Annotated in this window: 19 protein-coding genes; 16 read left to right on the top strand and 3 right to left on the bottom strand. The window is 61.6% G+C overall.

Translation table 11 applies throughout. From position 1 onward, the window contains the following. Nucleotides 1-4: 4 nt before the first annotated feature. Entirely contained in the window at nt 5-463 is a 459-nt protein-coding gene (locus B9Z39_RS10090) for a hypothetical protein (protein ID WP_108301624.1), read from the bottom strand. An 86-nt stretch (nt 464-549) separates the two neighbouring features. Between B9Z39_RS10090 and B9Z39_RS10085 the strand changes: the two genes are divergently transcribed. From B9Z39_RS10085 to B9Z39_RS10070, 4 genes are read left to right on the top strand one after another with little or no spacing between them, the layout of a single operon-like run. After that, nucleotides 550-2280 (top strand): thiamine pyrophosphate-requiring protein, encoded by a 1731-nt coding sequence (locus B9Z39_RS10085; RefSeq protein WP_108301623.1) that lies wholly within the window; start codon nt 550-552, stop codon nt 2278-2280. Between the two features lie 44 nt (nt 2281-2324). Further along, nucleotides 2325-3293: a tripartite tricarboxylate transporter substrate binding protein gene (locus tag B9Z39_RS10080; RefSeq protein ID WP_158269488.1), complete on the top strand. Its 969-nt coding sequence runs from the start codon at nt 2325-2327 to the stop codon at nt 3291-3293. An 8-nt stretch (nt 3294-3301) separates the two neighbouring features. Continuing rightward, entirely contained in the window at nt 3302-4279 is a 978-nt protein-coding gene (locus B9Z39_RS10075) for a tripartite tricarboxylate transporter substrate binding protein (protein WP_108301621.1), read from the top strand. A 23-nt stretch (nt 4280-4302) separates the two neighbouring features. Next, the gene (locus B9Z39_RS10070; protein ID WP_108301620.1) at nt 4303-4881 is read left to right on the top strand and encodes a carboxymuconolactone decarboxylase family protein; all 579 of its coding nucleotides are present in this window, start codon (nt 4303-4305) and stop codon (nt 4879-4881) included. A 22-nt stretch (nt 4882-4903) separates the two neighbouring features. Here B9Z39_RS10070 and B9Z39_RS10065 read toward each other — a convergent pair whose 3' ends face one another. Then, nucleotides 4904-5845 (bottom strand): NAD(P)-dependent oxidoreductase, encoded by a 942-nt coding sequence (locus tag B9Z39_RS10065; RefSeq protein ID WP_158269487.1) that lies wholly within the window; start codon nt 5843-5845, stop codon nt 4904-4906. 157 nt (nt 5846-6002) lie between these two features. On the opposite strand from B9Z39_RS10065, the gene B9Z39_RS10060 reads away from it, so the two are divergent. Genes B9Z39_RS10060 through B9Z39_RS10035 form a run of 6 tightly spaced genes read left to right on the top strand, consistent with a single transcriptional unit; the run spans nt 6003 to nt 12290 of the window. Continuing rightward, nucleotides 6003-8315, top strand: a complete 2313-nt coding sequence (locus tag B9Z39_RS10060; protein WP_369908125.1) for a xanthine dehydrogenase family protein molybdopterin-binding subunit — start codon at nt 6003-6005, stop codon at nt 8313-8315. 18 nt (nt 8316-8333) lie between these two features. Further along, nucleotides 8334-8801, top strand: coding sequence for a (2Fe-2S)-binding protein (locus tag B9Z39_RS10055; RefSeq protein WP_100144316.1), 468 nt, complete (start codon nt 8334-8336; stop codon nt 8799-8801). Nucleotides 8802-8814: 13 nt separating this feature from the next. Next, on the top strand, nt 8815-9606 hold the full coding sequence (locus tag B9Z39_RS10050) for a xanthine dehydrogenase family protein subunit M (RefSeq protein WP_108301617.1): 792 nt from the start codon (nt 8815-8817) through the stop codon (nt 9604-9606). Then, nucleotides 9603-10508: a MoxR family ATPase gene (locus B9Z39_RS10045; RefSeq protein WP_108301616.1), complete on the top strand. Its 906-nt coding sequence runs from the start codon at nt 9603-9605 to the stop codon at nt 10506-10508. Before B9Z39_RS10050 ends, B9Z39_RS10045 begins: the two co-directional genes overlap by 4 nt. Nucleotides 10509-10525: 17 nt before the next feature. After that, on the top strand, nt 10526-11683 hold the full coding sequence (locus B9Z39_RS10040) for a VWA domain-containing protein (protein ID WP_108301615.1): 1158 nt from the start codon (nt 10526-10528) through the stop codon (nt 11681-11683). 19 nt (nt 11684-11702) lie between these two features. Continuing rightward, nucleotides 11703-12290 (top strand): CoxG family protein, encoded by a 588-nt coding sequence (locus B9Z39_RS10035; protein WP_100144324.1) that lies wholly within the window; start codon nt 11703-11705, stop codon nt 12288-12290. Here the strand turns inward: B9Z39_RS10035 and B9Z39_RS10030 are convergent. After that, nucleotides 12275-13285, bottom strand: coding sequence for an amidohydrolase family protein (locus tag B9Z39_RS10030; protein WP_158269486.1), 1011 nt, complete (start codon nt 13283-13285; stop codon nt 12275-12277). The two genes, B9Z39_RS10035 and B9Z39_RS10030, sit on opposite strands and share 16 nt — an antisense overlap. 56 nt (nt 13286-13341) lie before the next feature. On the opposite strand from B9Z39_RS10030, the gene B9Z39_RS17165 reads away from it, so the two are divergent. From B9Z39_RS17165 to B9Z39_RS10005, 6 genes are all read left to right on the top strand, one after another. Then, nucleotides 13342-14061, top strand: a complete 720-nt coding sequence (locus tag B9Z39_RS17165) for a DUF1016 N-terminal domain-containing protein (protein WP_233248974.1) — start codon at nt 13342-13344, stop codon at nt 14059-14061. Then, nucleotides 13998-14243, top strand: coding sequence for a PDDEXK nuclease domain-containing protein (locus B9Z39_RS17160; RefSeq protein ID WP_233202487.1), 246 nt, complete (start codon nt 13998-14000; stop codon nt 14241-14243). The genes B9Z39_RS17165 and B9Z39_RS17160 overlap by 64 nt, the downstream gene beginning before the upstream one ends. Before the next feature lie 112 nt (nt 14244-14355). Beyond that, nucleotides 14356-15327: a tripartite tricarboxylate transporter substrate binding protein gene (locus B9Z39_RS10020; protein ID WP_108301613.1), complete on the top strand. Its 972-nt coding sequence runs from the start codon at nt 14356-14358 to the stop codon at nt 15325-15327. A 19-nt stretch (nt 15328-15346) separates the two neighbouring features. After that, a complete protein-coding gene (locus tag B9Z39_RS10015; RefSeq protein WP_108301612.1) occupies nt 15347-16384 on the top strand; it encodes an amidohydrolase family protein in 1038 nt (345 codons plus the stop codon). Nucleotides 16385-16389: 5 nt separating this feature from the next. Further along, complete coding sequence (locus B9Z39_RS10010) at nt 16390-17295, top strand: VOC family protein (protein WP_108301611.1); 906 nt, start codon at nt 16390-16392, stop codon at nt 17293-17295. 16 nt (nt 17296-17311) lie between these two features. Beyond that, nucleotides 17312-18850 carry a bifunctional 3-(3-hydroxy-phenyl)propionate/3-hydroxycinnamic acid hydroxylase gene (locus B9Z39_RS10005; RefSeq protein ID WP_233248973.1) on the top strand — a complete coding sequence of 513 codons (1539 nt, stop codon included), beginning with the start codon at nt 17312-17314 and terminating at the stop codon, nt 18848-18850.

Raw genomic sequence — 18850 nt, 5'->3', positions numbered from 1 at the left:
CCACTCATTTGCAGGCCAGAGCCATGAGCTTCAAGTTTCTGCTCTGGTCCGAATAGATCGGTTTCTTTTGAAATTGCTTGGCAAAGTCTGAGTTGTCGTTCTCAATCACTTTGTCGTTGTTTTTGTACGAAATGATGGGTAACTTGCCTTCGCGGTCCGCGTAAAACACCCGGCTCTTGAGCTGAACCGTTTGCTCTTTGCAATCAAACTCATACGACGATTGTTCTGAACCGAACTTCACCAATTGGCTCACTTTGCCTTTGACCTTGGCGTCATACAAAGGCAGCCGATTGACGATGGAGAAGGCGCTGAATGTTTTCACCACCGTGGTCTTGCCTTGTGGGGTGATGGTTGATTCGTAGTAATCGTCAGAGCTGCCATGGCCATCGTCGAAATACACCCATGCGGCATGACCGAGTGGCTGAAGCAGCAAACAAACGAGGAGGGCGGTGACTTTCTTCATGGCTAAATTCTAGGGAATCCCCTAGCCGTGAGGCAAAGTCATGATTGGTAGCATGCTTACGAATTACTGACGCGTTTGCACCACCCATGTCTGACTCTCCATTGCCCACCTCCGCACACTATTTTCTGGAGGGCTTGAACGATTTAGGCATCGACTACATCTTCTCCAACTTTGGCACCGACCATGTGTCCTTGATCGAGGCCCTGGCGCAATGGGACCAGCAAGGCAAAGCCCACGCCCAAGTCATGTTGTGCCCCCACGAAAACGTGGCCATTCACATGGCGGCAGGTTTTGCGGCCGTCACCGGGCGTGGCCAAGCGGTGATGGTGCATGTCGACGCGGGCACCGCCAACGCCGCCATGGGCATGCACAACATGTTCCGTGGCCGTTTGCCTGTTCTGCTGATGGCCGGTAAGGCACCTTTCACAGTGCATGGTGAGTTGGAAGGTTCACGCGACAACTATGTCCACTTTGTGCAAGACCCGTTTGACATCGGCAGCTTGGTGCGCTCGTATGTGAAATGGGAATACAACCTGCCCACCGGCGTGACCACCAAAGAGGTGCTGCGTCGTGGCCATACCGTGATGCAAAGCGACCCGCCGGGGCCGGTGTTTTTGACGCTGCCACGCGAAGTGCTGGCCGAAACCTGGGCGCCCGAGGCGGTGCAGTCTTACCCCGAGTCGCGCTACGGTGCGGTGCATGCTGGGGGCGTAGACGAGACTTGCGCCCACGCCTTGGCTGAGCAACTGCTGCACGCTGAACACCCGATGGTGGTGACCGCCTATTTGGGACGCAAGGCGGAGGCTGTGCATGCGCTGCAAGATTTGGCCGAGTTGTGTGGCATTCAGGTGTTTGAGTTCAGCCCCAGCTACTTGTGTATCTCGCGCGAATCGCCGTGCTTCGCAGGCTTTGACCCCTCGGTGGGGCTGGCCCAGGCCGATGTGGGTTGGCTGCTCGATGTCGATGTGCCGTGGTTGCCCAAATACGCCAAGCCGCAGCCCCACACCCGCTGGAGCCATGTGGATGTGGACACGGTCAAAAAAGACTTTCCGATGTGGGGCTTTGCCACCGATGTACGCGTGCAGGCCGACTGCGCCACGGTGCTGCGCCAAGTGGCCACCATCGTGCGCGCCAAAGCCGATGCGGCCTTTCACCAGCGCGTGGCCACCCGCATGGCGCGCATGCGTGCGGCTCAGCAAACGCGTGTCGCCGCTTTGCAGCAAGCCGCGCTTAGCCCCGGCCAAGTGGGCGCTATTTCGCCTGCCTATCTGTGTGCGGCCCTGGGCGCCGCGATTGAGCCGCACGACGTGGTGGTCAACGAAGCCATTCGCAACACGTTTGCTGTGCTCAACCAAATCCCGCGCACCGAGCCTTTGAGCATGATCGCCGGTGCAGGCGGCGGTTTGGGTTACAGCGGCGGCATGGCCCTGGGCATCAAGCTGGCCAAGCCCGGCAGCCGCGTGGTGCAGATCGTGGGCGATGGCGGCTTTCATTTCTCCACCCCCACCTCGGTGTACGCCACGGCGCAGCGCTACGGCTTGCCCATCTTCACCGTGGTGCTCGACAACGGGGGCTGGCAAGCGGTCAAAGAGGCGGTGGTGCGTGTCTACCCACAGGGTGCCGCCGTGCAGAGCGACGAATTTCAAGCCCGTTTGCAAGGCCATGAACGCCACTTCGAACAAATTGGCCAAGCCTTCGGCGCGTATGGCGAATGCGTCAGCGACCCGGCCGAGGTGCCTGCTGCCATTGCGCGTTGCTTGCAAGCGCTGGACGCCGGTCAATCAGCGGTGCTGAATGTGCAAATCGGTTTGCAGTGACCTCGTTTCAATTCGTCTCCCTTTCATGGAATAGGAAAACAAGCATGCGTCTTTCTCACACCTTCGCATTCACCGCGTCGCTGTTGGCAGGTCTGTGCCTGAGCAGCGCGACGGCTCAAACCGCCGACTACCCCACACGCCCGATCACCATGGTGGTGGGCTACTCAGCAGGCGGCGGCACCGACGTGTTGGCACGCATCGTGGCCGAAAAACTGGCTGCCTCTTTGGGCCAGCCCGTGGTGGTGGAAAACCGCCCCGGCGTGGGCGCCATCGTCGGCTCCACCTATGTGGCCAAGGCCAAGCCCGATGGCTATACCTTGCTCATGGGCGCGAGTGGCCCCATGGTGTTCAACCACGCGCTGTATGCCAAGTTGCCGTATGGCCCACAAGACTTTGCGCCTGTCACGCTGGTGGGCATTTCGCCCATGGTGTTGCTGGTCAATGCCAACAACCCGGTCAAGTCGGTGCAAGAGCTGGTGGCGTTCTCCAAGCAGAACCCCGACAAATCGAACTACGGTGCCAGTTCGGCCTCGTTTCAGCTCATCACCGAGCTGTTCAACAACAAAACCGGTGGCCGCTTCATGTACATCCCCTACAAAGGTGCCAACGACTCGGTCACCGCAGTGATGACGGGCGACGTCACCATGACCTTGGCCGATGTGGGCCCGGCCAACGTGGGGCTGCAAAGTGGCCGTGTCAAACCCTTGGCCGTCACCTCGGCCGAGCGTTTGAAAGACTTTCCCAACGTGCCCACCTTGTCGGAGTTGGGCATCGACTTGAAAGCCTCGCTGTGGAACGGCTTGCTGGCCCCCGCTGGCACGCCCCCGGCCATCGTCAAGCGCTTGCAAGAAGAGGTGGCGCGTGTGATTGAACTGCCCGATGTGAAAAAACGCATCAGTGGCATGTCGGTGATTCCGTACACCAACACCCCGGAAGACTTCTCCAAATTCATCGCCTCTGAAATTGTCCTGTGGACGCAGGTGGCGAAAGACAACAACATCAAAGCAAACTGAGGCCCACCATGACACCCACTTTGTCTCGTCTGCTGTGTTTGGTTTTGGCGCTGCTGGGCTTGGCCACCACTTCGGTGCAAGCGCAAAACTACCCGAACAAACCCATTCGCTTGATCGTGCCGTTTCCGCCCGGTGGCGGCAACGACGTGATTGCCCGTTTGATCGCCCAAAAACTCAGCGACCGTTTCGGTCAACAGGTGGTGGTCGACAACAAGGCCGGTGCCAACGGCATTGTGGGTTTACAAGCCCTGATGCAGTCGCCCGCCGACGGTTACACCTTGGCGGTGGCCGCTGCTGGCCCCATGGCGGTCAACCCCAGCCTGTATGACAAGCTGCCCTACGACCCCACCAAAGACTTCTCGCCCATCACCAACTTGGTGAACTACCCGCTGCTGTTGGTGGTACATCCCTCGGTGCCGGTGAAAACCACCCTCGACTTGGTGAACCTGGCCAAGGCCAAACCGCAGCAGTTGTTTTTTGCCTCACCCGGCAGCGGCAACTCGGGCCATTTGGCGGGTGAGTTGTTCAACACCATGGCCCATGTGCAAACCGTGCACGTGCCCTACAAAGGGCAAGGCCCTGCCTTGGCCGACTTGCTGACCGGTCAGGTGCAGATGCTCTACAGCAGCATTCCTTCGGTGTTGCCCCAGGTCCGCTCAGGCCAGCTCACAGCCTTGGCCGTGGGCAGTGCCAAACGCTTGCCGTCATTGCCCGATATTCCGACCCTCGCCGAAACCGGTGTGCCCGGCTATGAAGCCTATTCATGGGTGGGCATCGTGGCCCCGGCCAAAACGCCCAAAGCCATCGTGACGCGTTTGAACCAAGAGATCGTGGACATCTTGAAACAAAAAGACGTGGCGGAAAAACTCAACCAGCAAGGCGCCTTGCCGGTGGGCGACACGCCCGAGCAATTCGCGGCCTACATCAAGACCGAAATCGACAAGTGGGGCGCCGTGGTGCGCGCTGCCAACATCAAAGCCGATTGACCTTTTTTAAAAAGCGACACCCCATGAGCACAGCCAAACCCACCCTACGCCCCAAGAAAAAAAGCCCCAGCGCCGCCTACAAAGCCGGCCTGGCCATGCGGGCCCAAGTGTTGGGGCCCGACTATGTGCAAAAAGCGTTTGACAACGCCAACGACTTGAACATGCCGTTTCAAGAAGTGGCCACCGAATTTGCCTGGGGCAGTGTGTGGACGCGCCCGGGCTTGTCGCTGCGTGACCGCAGCTTGGCCACGCTGTCCATGTGCATTGCCTTGAACCGTCCAGCGGAATTGCGCATTCACTTGCGCGGTGCCATCCGCAACGGTGTCACCCGCACCGAGCTGCGCGAGTTGCTACTGCATTCGTTTTTGTACTGCGGTGGGCCTGCGGCCCTGGATGCCTACAAGGCCGTGCGTGAAGAGTTGCCGCTGATCGAGGCGGCTGAGAAAGCGTTGAAACAAGCGGCTAAAGGCCGTGTCCCCAAAGCCAAGGCCAAAGTCACTTCGGCCCAAAGCAAACCAAGCCCTCGGGTGGCCAAACCAGCACCAAAGGTTGCTGCCAAAGCACCAGCACCGAAGGCTGCTGCTAAAGCATCCGCACGCTGAGCAGAGCGCTCAAGCCCTGAAATTACTTGGCAGATTTGGGGCTCTCCAACCCCGCCATGCGTCCCAACACCTCGGCGGTGGACGCCGTGTCATGCAAGGCCAAGCCTTGCGCCATGGCCGCGGTGTAAACCGAGGCACAGGCGTTGAACACTGGGGTGGGGCAGTGCAGCGACTTGGCCATGTCGCCAATCACCTGCATGTCTTTTTGCCACACCTCCACCTTCATGGTGGGCGGCGTGTACTGTTGCTTGACCATCATGTCCATGCGCAAGCGCATCACGCCCGTGCCGAGCACAGGGCTGGGGCCAAACAAGTCCAGCATTTGCTGCGGGTCCAAGCCCATCTTGCGTGCCAGCGTCACCGACTCGGCGTAGGCCACGTTGTAAATCGCCACCAAGTGGTTGGCGGCGTACTTCATCTTGGTGCCGTTGCCATAAGCACCCACGTGCGGCACGCTGTCGGTGAAGGCATTCAAGATCGGCAAGGCTTGTTGAAAGGCGGCTTTGGGGCCGCTGGCATAAATGGTCCAGGCGCGGTCTTTCATGCGCACGGCGGTGCCGCTGATGGGGCAGTCCAGCGCGGTCACGCCCACGGCTTTGAGCGCTTTTGCGCAATGCATCTTGTCGGCCAAGGGCAAGGTGCTGGTTTCAATCACCAAGGGCGTGTGCTTGCTCTTGGCTGCGGCGTCCGCCAGCGCTTGCGTGACTTGCTGCAAGGCATGGGAGGTGGCCAGCGACACGATCACGATGTCGGATTGGTCGCTCACCGTTTGCACGCTGGCCAAGGGCTTGCCGCCATGGCTTTTGAGCCGTGCTTTGGCGGCAGGCGCAATGTCAAAGCCACAGACCTTGAAGCCTTGGCGCAACAACTCTTCGGCCATGATGCCGCCCATGATTCCGAGACCGACGATGCCGATGCGGGGTGAGTTGTGGGCAGGTGTTGGGCGTTTTTTGGGGGATGTCAAAGCAGTGCTCCACGGGTTGTGAGGGGATTGATTGGGGGATGAACAAATTATCAACACCTGCATAGGCTCCTCGTGGTGTTTGACACACCTGTGTGACACCGGGGCATTCTTCGGGCGATACACTCGTTGCAGTTAACCAACCCACGGGAGCTTGAACTTGGTCTCAACAACGACACGGTTTGGCAGCGGACAAGCTGTTCAACGACTGGAAGACGAGCAGTTGCTCAAAGGTGCGGGCATCTACGCCAACGACGTGACGCCGCAAGGCCAAACGCGTTTGTGCTTTGTGCGCTCTTCTTATCCCCATGCACGCATTGTGTCGATCGACACCTCCGCCGCGCAGGCCATGCCCGGTGTGCGCCTGGTTGTCACCGGCCAGCAGCTGGTCGACGAAGGTCGCCCTGCCATGCCTGGCGTGGCCAATTTCACGCGTGCAGACGGCACGCCCGCCGCCACGCCGGTGCGTCATATCTTGGCGGTGGACCGCGTGCGCTACGTGGGCGAACCCGTGGTGGCCGTGGTGGCCGACACCGAACAACAAGCGCGTGACGCGGCAGAGGCCGTGCAGATCGATTTTGACGAGCTGCCTTGCGCGGTGACGCTGACCGATGCCCTCAAGCCCGGCGCGCCTTTGATTTCTGACGCGCCCGATAACCGAGTGGCCGAAACCCGTTATGGCGACCGCGAAGCCGCTGCCAAAGCCTTTGCCTCGGCGGCCCATGTGGTCGAACTCGACATCACCAACCAGCGCTTGGCCGCTTTGACCATTGAGCCCCGCAGCGTGGTGGCTTCCATCGACGCCGGTCGTCTGGTGGTGCGCATGAGCTCGCAAATGCCTACCGCCGTGCGCGGTGCGGTGGCGGGTTTGTTGGGCCTCAACCCTGAGCAAGTGCGTGTGGTGGTGGGGGACGTGGGTGGCGGCTTTGGCATGAAGACCGGCCCTTACCCCGAAGACCTGGTGGTGGCTTACTGCGCGCACCGCTTGCAATTGCCCGTCAAATGGATTGCCGACCGCAGCGAAGACTTCTTGAGCAGCTCGCACGGGCGTGACATCGAATCGCACGCCTCGCTGGCCTTGGACGCGAGCGGCAAAATTTTGGCCCTGCGCATTGAAAACAACGCCAACGTGGGCGCCTACGCCGTCATGACCGGTGTGGCCATTCAGTTGTTGATTGGCCCCTGGGTGCAAACCAGCGTGTACGACATTCCGCTGATCGACTTCCACTTCACCGGCGTGTTGACCAACACCGCCAGCACCGGCGCCTACCGGGGTGCGGGTCGCCCCGAGGCGATCTACAACATCGAACGCTTGATGGACGAGGCGGCGCGCCAAACCGGTATCGACCGCATTGCCCTGCGTCGTCGCAACTTTGTGCAGCCCTCGCAGATGCCCTACAAAAACCCCATGGGCCAAACCTATGACGTGGGCCACTTCGAGTCCATCATGGACCAAGGCTTGGCCCTGGCGCATTGGGACAGCTTTGAGCAGCGCGCCGCTGCGTCGGCCCAACAAGGCCTGTGGCGCGGTTTGGGCGTGGCCACGTTCTTGGAGTGGACGGGCGGCAATGCCTTGGAAGAAAACGTGCATGTGCAAGTGCTGGCCGATGGCGTGATCGAGGTGTTCACCGCCGTCAACGCCATGGGGCAGGGCATTGCCACCTCGCTGGCGCAACTGGTGGTGGATGTGTTTGGCGTGCCCCTGTCGCAAGTGCGCGTGGTCATGGGCGACACCGACCGTGGCAACGGCTTTGGCAGCGCCGGTTCACGTTCGCTGTTCACCGGTGGTTCTGCTGTGAGCGTGGGTGCCAAGCAAGCGCTGGACAAAGCCCAAGAGCTGGCCGCCCAAGCGCTTGAGGCCGCACCGCAAGACTTGCGTTACGAACAAGGCAGCTTCCATGTGGCAGGCACCGACCTTAAGGTGAGCCTGGCCGAGTTGGCCAGTGCCCAACCCAACCAGCGCATTGAACTCAACTCCACCACCGCCGCCAAAGGTCCGACCTGGCCCAATGGCTGCCATGTGTGCGAGGTCGAACTCGACCCTCAAACCGGCGAAGTGCAGGTGGTGGCCTATGCCTCGGTCAACGACGTGGGCCGTGTCATCAACCCCATGATCGTGCGCGGTCAACTCGACGGTGGCGCCGTGCAAGGCATTGGCCAGGCGCTGCTCGAGCATGTGGTGTACGACGACGAGACCGGTCAGCTGCTCACCGGCAGCTTGATGGACTACGCCGTGCCGCACGCCGACATCATGCCCACCCTGTTTGTCACCGAGATGGACCAAAGCATCCCGTGCAAAAACAACGTCTTGGGCGTCAAAGGCGTGGGCGAGTTGGGCACCATCGGTGCCACACCCGCCGTGGTCAATGCCGTGGCCGACGCCCTGGCCCGCCATGGCCGTGCCGACTTGGCCCCCCAGCTGCAAATGCCGCTGACCCCTTATCGCCTGTGGCGCTTGATGCACGCGGCTTGAAATCAAAAGGACACATCGATGCAGGTTTCTCTCCACGTCAACGGTAAAGCCGTGACCCTCGACGCCGCACCCAACACCTTGTTGGTCCAGGCCATCCGTGAACACATGCAACTCACCGGCACCCATGTGGGCTGTGACACTGCGCAGTGCGGTGCTTGCACCGTGCTGATGAACGGCAGCTCGGTCAAGTCGTGCAACGTGCTGCTGGCGCAAGCCCAGGGCGCACACATCACCACCATCGAAGGCTTGGCCCAAGCCGACGGCACGCTGCACCCCATGCAAGCAGCGTTCAAAGCCTGCCACGGCTTGCAGTGCGGCTTTTGCACCCCCGGCATGGTGATGAGCGCCGTCGACCTGTGCCAGAAAAAGCCAGACGCTTCGGCCCACGAAATCCGCGACATGCTCGAAGGCAATTTGTGCCGCTGCACGGGTTACCAAAACATTGTCTTGGCGGTGCAGCAAGGTGCTGCCGCCATGAAGGCTTGAAAGGGGGCCCCACGTGTACGCATTCACCTACGAACGTCCCACCACCCTGGCGCAAGCCGTGAGCCATCTGCAAGCTGGCGGTCAAGCACTGGCCGGCGGCCAGACGCTGCTGGCGTCCATGAAACAGCGCTTGCTCGCGCCTGAACAGTTGGTCGACTTGGGCGCATTGCCCGAGCTCCAAGGCGTGTGCCAAGACGGCGACCACTTGGTCATCGGCGCCATGACGCGTCACCAAGACGTGGCCAACAACGCCTTGGTGCGTCAGCACTTGCCCGGCTTGGCGTCACTGGCCAACGGCATTGGCGACAAGCAAATTCGCGCCATGGGCACCTTGGGGGGCTCGGTCGCCAACAACGACCCTGCGGCTTGCTACCCCAGCGCGCTGCTGGCCTTGGGTGCCACCGTGGTCACCAACCAGCGCAGCATCGCCGCAGAAGACTTTTTCCAAGGCCTCTACAGCACGGCCTTGGAGCCGGGCGAGTTGATCACCGCCATTCGCTTCCCCCTGGCGCAGCGCGCCGCCTATGCCAAGTTCAAACAATCGGCCTCGCGCTTTGCGTTGGTGGGCGTGTTTGTGGCGCAAACCCAAGCCGGTGTGCGTGTGGCCATCACCGGCGCAGGCAACGGTGTGTTCCGCCATGCCGGCCTGGAAGCTGCGTTGAGCCAAAGCTTCACGCCCGAGGCGGTGGCGCAAGTGGCCATCGACGCTTCCGACCTCAACGGTGACTTGCACGCCAGCGCCGACTACCGTGCCCACTTGATCACGGTGCAAACCCAACGTGCGGTGCGCCTGGCCCTGGCATGAGCGCAGCGGCAGCACTTGCCAGCATTGACGCACTGACCGAGGCCCTGGCCGCCCATGGCTACTGGGCCGATCGGCGCTTGGCCACCACGGTGTTTTTGGCGCTCAGCTTGCAGCGCCCCTTGTTGCTCGAAGGCGAGCCCGGGGTGGGCAAAACCGAGCTGGCCAAGGCCTTGTCCAAAGTGTTGGCGCGTCCGCTGATTCGCTTGCAGTGTTACGACGGCATCGAACAGCGCGAAACCCTGTACGAGTGGAACCACGCTGCCCAGCTCTTGCACATGCGCGCCGCGCACGACAGTGCCACGCCGGAGCAGCTGGAGCGCGAGATTTACCAAGAGCGCTACCTGATTCACCGCCCGCTGTTGCAAGCCTTGCAAACCCCAGCCCCTGGGGCGGTGCTGCTGATCGACGAAGTAGACCGCGCCGACGAGCCCTTTGAAGCGTTTTTGCTGGAGTATTTGGGCGAGTACCAAATCAGCATTCCCGAGTTAGGCACGGTCACCGCACAGCTGCCGCCCATCACCTTGCTGACCAGCAACCGCACCCGTGAGCTCAACGACGCGGTCAAGCGCCGCTGCTTGTACCACTGGATGGACTACCCCGAGCGCGAGCGCGAGTTGGCGATTTTGCGGGCCCAGGTGCCGCAAGCCAGCCAGCAACTGACCCAGCAGGTGAGCGACTTTGTGGCCCAGCTGCGCAGCCAGGCCCTGGCCGCGCACTTTGCGCGCGTGCCGGGCATTGCCGAGAGCGTGGAATGGGCCAAGGCCCTGGTCGCTTTGCACACCACCGCCTTGGATGCTCAGCGGGTGCAAGACACCGCCGGCTTGCTGTTCAAGCAGCGCGAAGACGTGGCGGCCCTCAACGACCTGTTGGCACAACTCCTCAGCCCCACGTCCCACGGCTGATCATCCCCCAGACCCACATGTTGGCGCTCGAGAACCTGGCCGCGTTTGCACGGGCGTTGCAGCGCGCCGGTGTGCCCATCGACAGCGCCCGCGTGGCTTTGGCCGCGCAAGCGGCGGTGCAGGTGGGGGTGACCCGCAAAGAAGACCTGCGCTTTGCCCTCGAAGCCGTGCTGGTGTCACGGCCCCAAGACCGCGCGGTGTTTGACGCGGTGTTTGATGCGTTTTTTCGTGCGCCTGGTGATGCGTCGGCGCTCTCGTTGGCGCCTGAAGAGGCATCGCCCGCGCGCGATCAGCCCGAACCCTCCGCCGCCCAGCGCCGTGCGCAAGAGGCCTTGGCCACACCTGCCGTGGCGCAGCCCCTGCACGACACGGCGGACACGCCAGACGACGACCCCTTGGCGCTGCGCGCCAGTGCCTACGCGCGCTTGCGCCAGGCCGATTTCAGAAGCCTCAGCGCCCAAGACGTGCGCCACATGCAGCGCTTGTTGCGCGACGTGCCCCTGGACCTGCCGCAGCTGCGTGGCCGACGTGTGGCCGCCAGCGCGCAAGGCACGCGACTCGACTGGGCCCGCGCCATGCAATGGGCGGCACGCCACGACGGCGAGCTGGTGCGCTTGCCACATTTGCAACGCCGCCAACAAGCTTTGCCATTGCTCATCTTGGTGGACGTGTCGGGCTCGATGGCGGTGTATGCACGCTGGCTGCTGGCGTTCTTGCACCAGGCCACGCGCAAGGTGCCACGTTCGGTGTTTGCCTTTGGCACCCAGTTGACCGACTTGAGCGCCGCTTTTCGCCAGCCCGACACCGACACCATGTTGGAGACGGTCAACCGCACCGTCACCGACTATGGCTCGGGCACCCGCCTGGGCGACGCCCTGCATGGGCTGCTGACACAGCACGCACGCCAGCTGGTGGGTCGGCGTACTGTGGTGCTGCTCATCAGCGACGGCTTGGACACCGGCGAGCCCGAGGTGCTGGAAGTGGCCCTGCGCCAGCTCAAGCGGCGCACGCGGCGCGTCTTGTGGTTGAATCCTCTGCTGCGCTTTGCGGGCTACACGCCCTCAGCGCGTGGCCCCGAGGTGTTGAACCGTTGCGTCGATGGCGTGTTGCCCATCCACAACCTCAACAGCCTTGAAGACCTGGCGCACGCTGTGGCCCAGGTGGTGCAACACTGAACTGTGAACGGAGAATGAGATGGACATGCAAGGAAGCCGCACCCTGGCGGTGACGCAACAACAAGCCTGGGACGCGCTCAACAACCCCGAGGTGCTCAAACGCTGCATCCCTGGGTGTGACAAATTCGAAGCCTCGGGCGACAACCGCTACACCGTGGGCGTGGCGATCAAGATTGGCCCGGTGTCTGCCAAGTTCTCGGGCTCGGTTCAACTCAACGACATCGTGCCACCGCACAGCTACGCCTTGCAGTTCGACGCCCAAGGCGGCGTGGCCGGTTTTGGCAAAGGCGATTGCAAGGTAGAACTCAAACCCTTGGAGGCAGGCTGCGAGCTGCACTACACCGTGCATTCGCGCATCGGCGGCAAGCTGGCGCAAATGGGCCAGCGCCTGATCGATGGCGCGGCCAAGTCGCTGACCGAAGATTTCTTCAGCCGCTTTGAACAGGTGTTGAAAGACGACGCAGCTTCTGCTGACGCTCAAGGCAACGCATCCGATGAGGCCAGCGCCGTGGCAGCACAGGCTGCGTCTGCACCCACCACCGTGCCCGTGTGGGTCTGGGTGGCCGGTGCTTTGCTGCTGGCTGCGGCGGTTTACGTGCTGCGCTGAAGCAGCTTGGCGGCGTTGCCACCGGCGACGGCCGCCAAATCGTCGCCCTGTAAGCCAGCCTCTTGCAGCCAGGCCACCGGATCGGCTTCGCCCACGGGGTAGTCGCTGCCCATGACCAAGCGGTCTACCCCCACGCGCTCGATCAGCACCTGCAACACCTGCGGGTCGTAGACGCAGGTGTCGTAGTAAAAGCGGCGCAAAAACGCGCTTGGGCTTTGCCCGTCCATGTGACGGACGGTGTCCGGACGGTTGGCGGTGTTGCGGTCTAAGCGGCCCATGTAGTGGGCAAAGTAGCCGCCGCCGTGGGCCATCACCACCTTGAGGTGGGGGTGGCGCGTCATCACCCCTTCGTAAATCAGCGAGGCCATGCACTTGGTTTCTTCGATCGATTGGCCCAGCGAGTTCCACAGCGCATAGCGCTGAAACCACGGGTCGCTCACACCTTCGGGGTGAATCCACGCGGTCAACTGGTGGGCGTCCAGCAAGGCCCAAAACGGGTGGTACAGCGGGTCGCCCATGTACACGCCTTGGTAGCTCGACGACATGTTGACCACCTGCAAGCCCAACTGGCTGCTGGCGCGCTCTAGCTCTTGCATCGCCAGTTGTGGGTCTTGCAGTGGCAACACCATGCTGCCAATGAAGCGCTCGGGGTACAGCGCCACCCAGCGCGCGGCTTGGTCGTTGCAGCGCTGGCACAGCTTCAAGTCGGTGGCGGCATCGGCCCACGAGGTGCCTTGCAGCACCGTGCTGGCACTGACCACCGAGCGGTCGATGCCGCGTGCGTCCATGTCTTGCAAGATCGCTTGTGGGTCAAACATCTTGCCCATCAAGGCCTGTGCGCCCGGGCGCGGCGCTTTGGCGGGCGTGGCCCCAAAGCCGGTGAACACCGTGCGGTTGGTGGAGGCCTCAAACACCTCGTGCTCCAACATGTGCACGTGAAAGTCAATGACCAGAGGAGGGCGTGCGGCGTGGGGCATGGGGGGCAAAGTAGACAAGGGGTAACAGCAAGTGTGGATGCGGGCAATTTTCAACCACGTTGCGGTGCAACGGTGTGTTCAACGTGACTCCAACTCACACCATAAAGAGCGCTACATCACATCATAGGGTTTGGTATTTAAGTGTTATTCGAGTTGAGAAGTGCGAGGACGCTTTGCAAAAGAAAAAACCTTCAGAGAAAGACACCACCATCGCATTGGCCTTACCCGAAGCAGCGCTCTACGCGCAGATTCAGCACGTGTTGCAGCAAGCGCGTCAGCGAGCCCAACGCAGTGTCAATCAAGTGATGGTCCAGGCCTATTGGCAGATCGGCCAGTTGATCGTGCAACACGAGCAAGGTGGGCAAGAGAGGGCTGTGTATGGGGCCAAGACTCTGCAAAGACTGGCAAAACGCTTGCAAATTGAATTTGGCAAAGGGTTTTCAGTACCCAACTTGCGAAATTTTCGGCAGTTCTATCAGACCTTCACCGAAGATGAAATTCGCTACTCGACAAGTAGCGATTTGAGCTGGACGCATTTTCGTGTCCTCATGCGCATCTCCGACCCCGCCGCTCGCCAGTGGTACGCCCGTGAAGCGGTTGCCCAAACTTGGAGCGTGGCTGCACTGGATCGCCAGATCAGCACCTTGTACTACCAGCGCTTGCTGTCCAGCCAAGATCAGGAAAGCGTCAAGGCCGAAAACTCAGTCATCAAGACGTGGGCCAACTTGATATGTATGTGCGGGTGTTTGATGAGCAAATTCGGCAACAGGGTGACAACCCCACCATTGGCCTGATCTTGTGTTCCGAGCGCAACGAAGCTGTGGCGCGTTACTCGTTGTTGGCAGATAGCGAGAAGATATTTGCCAGTCGCTATCAGCCTTGGTTGCCCACTGAGGCTGAACTCCAAGTTGAACTGGCCCGCGATCGAGCCTTGATTGAAACCGCCCAAGCCGCAAACGACAAGCGAGGCGGGTAACTCGCAAGGGCGTTACACCAGCAGGCGCCGCAGCACACGTGCGACAAAGCGTCCGTCTGTCTTCGTCCACAATCGCCCCAAAAATAGTGGGTCTGAAGAAGGAGACACCCCCATGCGATCACGCGTATTAGCTGCCTGCCTGGCACTCACATCCTGGGCCTTGCCCCATGGGGCTGTCTTGGCACAAGACTTTCCCAATAAACCCATCCGCATTGTCGTGGGGCAGGGCGCGGGCGGGGGCATGGACACCTTGGCGCGCTTGGTGGGGCAGCGGCTGTCCACCAACCTGGGCCAGCCGGTGCTGGTGGAAAACAAGGTGGGCGCTGGCGGCATCATCGCCACCGACTTTGTGGCCAAAGCGCCGCCCGACGGCTACAGCTTGCTGATGGGGCCGATTGGCAACATGGTGTTCACCCCGGTGATGACGCCCAAGCTGCGTTACTCACCCACCAAAGACTTCACCCCCGTGTCGTTGGTCGCCACCTTTCCTTTGGTGCTGGTGGTCAGTGCCAAACAAAACATCCAGACCGTGCCCGAGCTGGTGGCGTTCATGAAAGCCAACCCAGCCAAGTCCAACTACGGCGGCTCAGGCCCGGCGTTTCAGTTCGCGTCTGAGTTGTTCCGCCTCAAAACGGGCACACCGGGCGAGTTCATTCAGTACAAGAGCATGAGCGAGACCATCACCGGCTTGATCGCAGGCGACTTGCTCATGTCGATGGTCGACACCGGGCCCGCCACACCGGCCATTGCCGCAGGCCAGTTGCGTGCGCTGGCGGTCACGTCACCCACCCGTTTGGCCGCGCTGCCGCAAGTGCCCACCATGGCCGAGTTGGGGCTGCCCGAGGTGGGCTTTCGGTTCTGGACCGGCTTGTTCGCGCCTGCGGGCACGCCCGAGCCGGTGGTGAAAAAACTCGAAGCCGAGATCAACCGCATCTTGAAGTTGCCCGAGGTGGCCAGCCAAATGGCCACCATGCAAGTCACACCCACAGGCAGCACCTCGGCCGAGCTGGGCAAGTTGGTGGTGCAAGACCTGGCCCGCTGGGCCGCGGTCGCCGAGGTGGCGAAAATCAAAACGCCTGAATAAAAAAAACCGAGACCTTCACATGCCCCCTGTTTCTGCGTGCCACGGCACATGCTGCGGTGTTGACGTGCATGCGCATGTCATCCCCGCCGAATTCCCCCGCTACTTGGGCGATGTGGTGCCCAAAGGCTGGCCGTCCATGGCGCTGGGCGAGAACTGCCACCGCCACGTCATGATCGACGGCAAGAACTACCGCACGGTGTCTGACAAATGCTGGACCACCTCCAAGCGCTTGGCCGACTTCACCGAGATGGGCTTGGCCCAGCAAGCTGTGTCTCCCATGCCCGAGTTGCTGTCCTACTGGCTGGAGCCCGTGGCCGCACAACAACTGATTCGTTACCTGAACGAACACATCGCCCTCATGGTGGCCGAGTCGTCGGGGCAACTGCTGGGCTTGGGCGCGGTGCCTTTGCAGCACATGGACATGGCGCTCAAAGAGCTGCACTACATCAAGCACACGCTGGGGCTGTCTGGCGTGGAGATCGGCAGCAACATCAACGGTGTGGTGGTGGGTGACCCGCAACTCGACCCCTTCTTTGAAGCCTGTGAGGCACTGGACTTGGCAGTGTTTGTCCATGCTGTGCGCCCCACGGGCATGGACCGTTTGGTGGGCCCCGCACCCCTGCAACAAATCTTGGCCTATCCGTCTGACGTGGGCTTGGCCGCGGCTTCGGTGCTGACCAGCCAGCTCATGCTGCGCCGTCCCAAATTACGCATCGCTTTCAGCCACGGCGGCGGCACTTTGCCCATGCTGTTGCCGCGCTTGGAGCAGTCGATGTCGGTGTTCCCGGCGGTGCGTGAGGCGGTCGGGGTGTCGCCCAGCCAGCAGGTCAAATCGCTGTACTTTGACACCCTGGTGTTTGACGCGCCCACGCTGCGGCACTTGGTGCACATCTATGGCGCGAGCCAATTGATGATTGGCACCGACTATCCTTTCAACTTCCACGACCACACGCCCGTGCAACGCATCCACAATGCGGGCTTCGACGACGCGGTGGTGCAGCAACTGGTGGCCGGCAACGCCCAGCGTTTTCTGGCTTTGAATTCATACGGAAAGTAAATTTCATGACCCATGCTTCCTCTCGCATCAGCGCCTTGCGCAGTGCGGCACTGAATGTGCCCAACTTGCAGCAAGCCGAAGATTTTTTCTGTCGTACCTGGCATCTTTTTGTGGCCGATCGTGCACCGGGCGTTGTGTACTTGCGCGGCACGGGCCAAGACCACCATTTGCTGGCGCTGCATCAAGGCGGTGAACACGCACAGATCAAACACGTGACCTTGCGTGCCCGCAGCGAGAGCGCGCTGCACGAAGCTGCCGCTCTGGCCGTGCAACACGGGGGGCGTGTGGTCAAACCTGCGGCACCCAGTGCTGACCCAGCGGGGGGCACCTCGCTGACCATCGCCGACCCCCATGGACGCGTTTTTGAGTTGGTGACGGGCGACACCCTGCGTTCCAGCCCCACCGTAGAAGCGGACCAGCCCATGCGCTTGGCCCATGTGGTGCTCAACAGCCACGACGTTGAAGCCAGTCAAAAATTTCTGGCCCGCGTGCTGGACTTCTCGTTGTCAGACCGCACCAAGATCATGGCCTTCATGCGCTGCAACAACGACCACCACAGCATCGCGCTGGGTGACACCGACAACGATGCCTTGAACCACATCGCGTTCCTCATGCCCGACCTGGAATCGGTCATGCGCGGCGGTGGTCGCATGCGCGATGCGGGTTACGGCATCGAGTGGGGCCCAGGCCGCCACGGCCCTGGCAACAACGCCTTCAACTACTTTGTGGGCCCGTTCGATCTGGTGATCGAATACACCGCCGATGTGCAGCAAATCGACGACAGCTACAAGGCCGGCCAACCCTCTGACTGGAAGTGGCCCGAGGGCCGTGTCGACCAGTGGGGCATTTCCCAACCTCCCAGCGCCAAGCTCAAAGAAGCCCAGCGCGCCGTGTTGTTTGAAACCGTTTGAAGATGAGTCGCTGAAGATGAGTAACGAGATGTTTGATGTGGCCATCGTGGGCTTTGGTCCTACCGGGGCCGTGGCTGCGGGTTTGTTGGGCGGCCGAGGCCTGAAGGTGTGGGTCTGTGACAAGTCAGAGGATGTGTACGACAAGCCCCGTGCCATTGCCCTGGACCACGAGATCATGCGTGTGTTCCAAGAACTTTCCTTGGTTGAAAAAATTGAGCCCTTCACCGAACCCTTCACCAACTCTGAGTTCTTTGGGGTCGACGGCCAGCTCATCAAATGCATGTCCACCGTCGCCGAGCCTTTCCCATTGGCTTACACGCCCTCGTTGGTGTTCAGCCAGCCCCCGGTGGAAGCGGCCTTGCGCGCCCATGTGCGCAGCTTGCCCAACGTCACCGTGTCGCTGGGCCACACCGTCACCGCTGTCACGCAAGACAGCGAGGGCGCCACACTGACCCTGATGGATGCGCAGGGCCACAGCAGCCAGGTGCAAGCGCGCTACGTCATCGGCTGCGACGGTGCGTCGAGCTTTGTCCGCGGGCAAGTGGGCTTGACGTTGGAAGACTTGGGCTTTGACGAACCCTGGTTGGTGGTGGACGTGCTGGTCAACGAACAAGGGCTGAAAAAGCTGCCTCAAACCAGCGTGCAGTACTGCGAGCCAGAACGTCCTTGCACCCTGGTGATTGGGCCTAAGAACCACCGCCGTTGGGAGATTTCGATCAATCCCGGCGAAGACCCACAACACTTGGCCACGCCTGAAGGCACCTGGCCTTTGCTGGCGCGTTGGCTCACGCCCGCAGACGCCACGCTGTGGCGCCAAGCCAGTTACCGATTCCATGCCTTGGTGGCCAAAGACTGGCGCCAAGGTCGCGTGTTCCTCGCCGGCGATGCTGCGCATCAGCAGCCGCCGTTCCTGGGCCAAGGCATGTGCCAAGGTGTGCGCGATGCCGCCAACTTGAGCTGGAAGCTGGCCGAGGTGTTGAGTGGTCGCGCCCACGCCAGCTTGCTCGACACCTACGGCGAAGAGCGCAAAGCCCACGTGACCGAGCTGACCCGGCGCATCAAAGGCATTGGGCAATTGGTGGGCCAGCGCGATGTGGCCAAAGCCCGCGCGCGCGATGCCCAGTTGTTGGCCGAGTGTGGGGGCGTGGTCCAACCCATGCCGCGACAAAACGTGCAACCCGCCCTGGCCCATGGCTGCTTGGTGCCCGGCACTGCGGCGGCTGGCACGCTGTTTCCCCAAGCCTGGTGGCAGCAGGGCGCGCGCAAGCAGCGCATGGACACCGTGCTGGGTACAGGCTGGCGCGTGTTTGTGGCTGCCGGTGCCGATGCGGGTTTTGAGGCCGCACTGGCCGCAGCCCCTGCCGCGTTGCAACTCAAAGTTGTGCGCTTGGGCACAGCGGACGCGCCTGAGTGCGATGGTGTGCTGGCTGCATGGTTCCAAGCCAACGGCTGCCAAGCCGCTTGGGTGCGCCCCGATCACTATGTGTTTGCCACGGCCCACAACGTGGCAGAGCTCACCGCACAGCAACAAACGTTGCGCGCTTACTTTTCATAA

This window comes from Limnohabitans sp. JirII-29 (assembly GCF_003063395.1).
Taxonomy (GTDB): domain Bacteria; phylum Pseudomonadota; class Gammaproteobacteria; order Burkholderiales; family Burkholderiaceae_C; genus Limnohabitans.
Note: the sequence above shows the minus strand (reverse complement) of the source record. Positions and strands in the feature narration are given on the sequence as shown.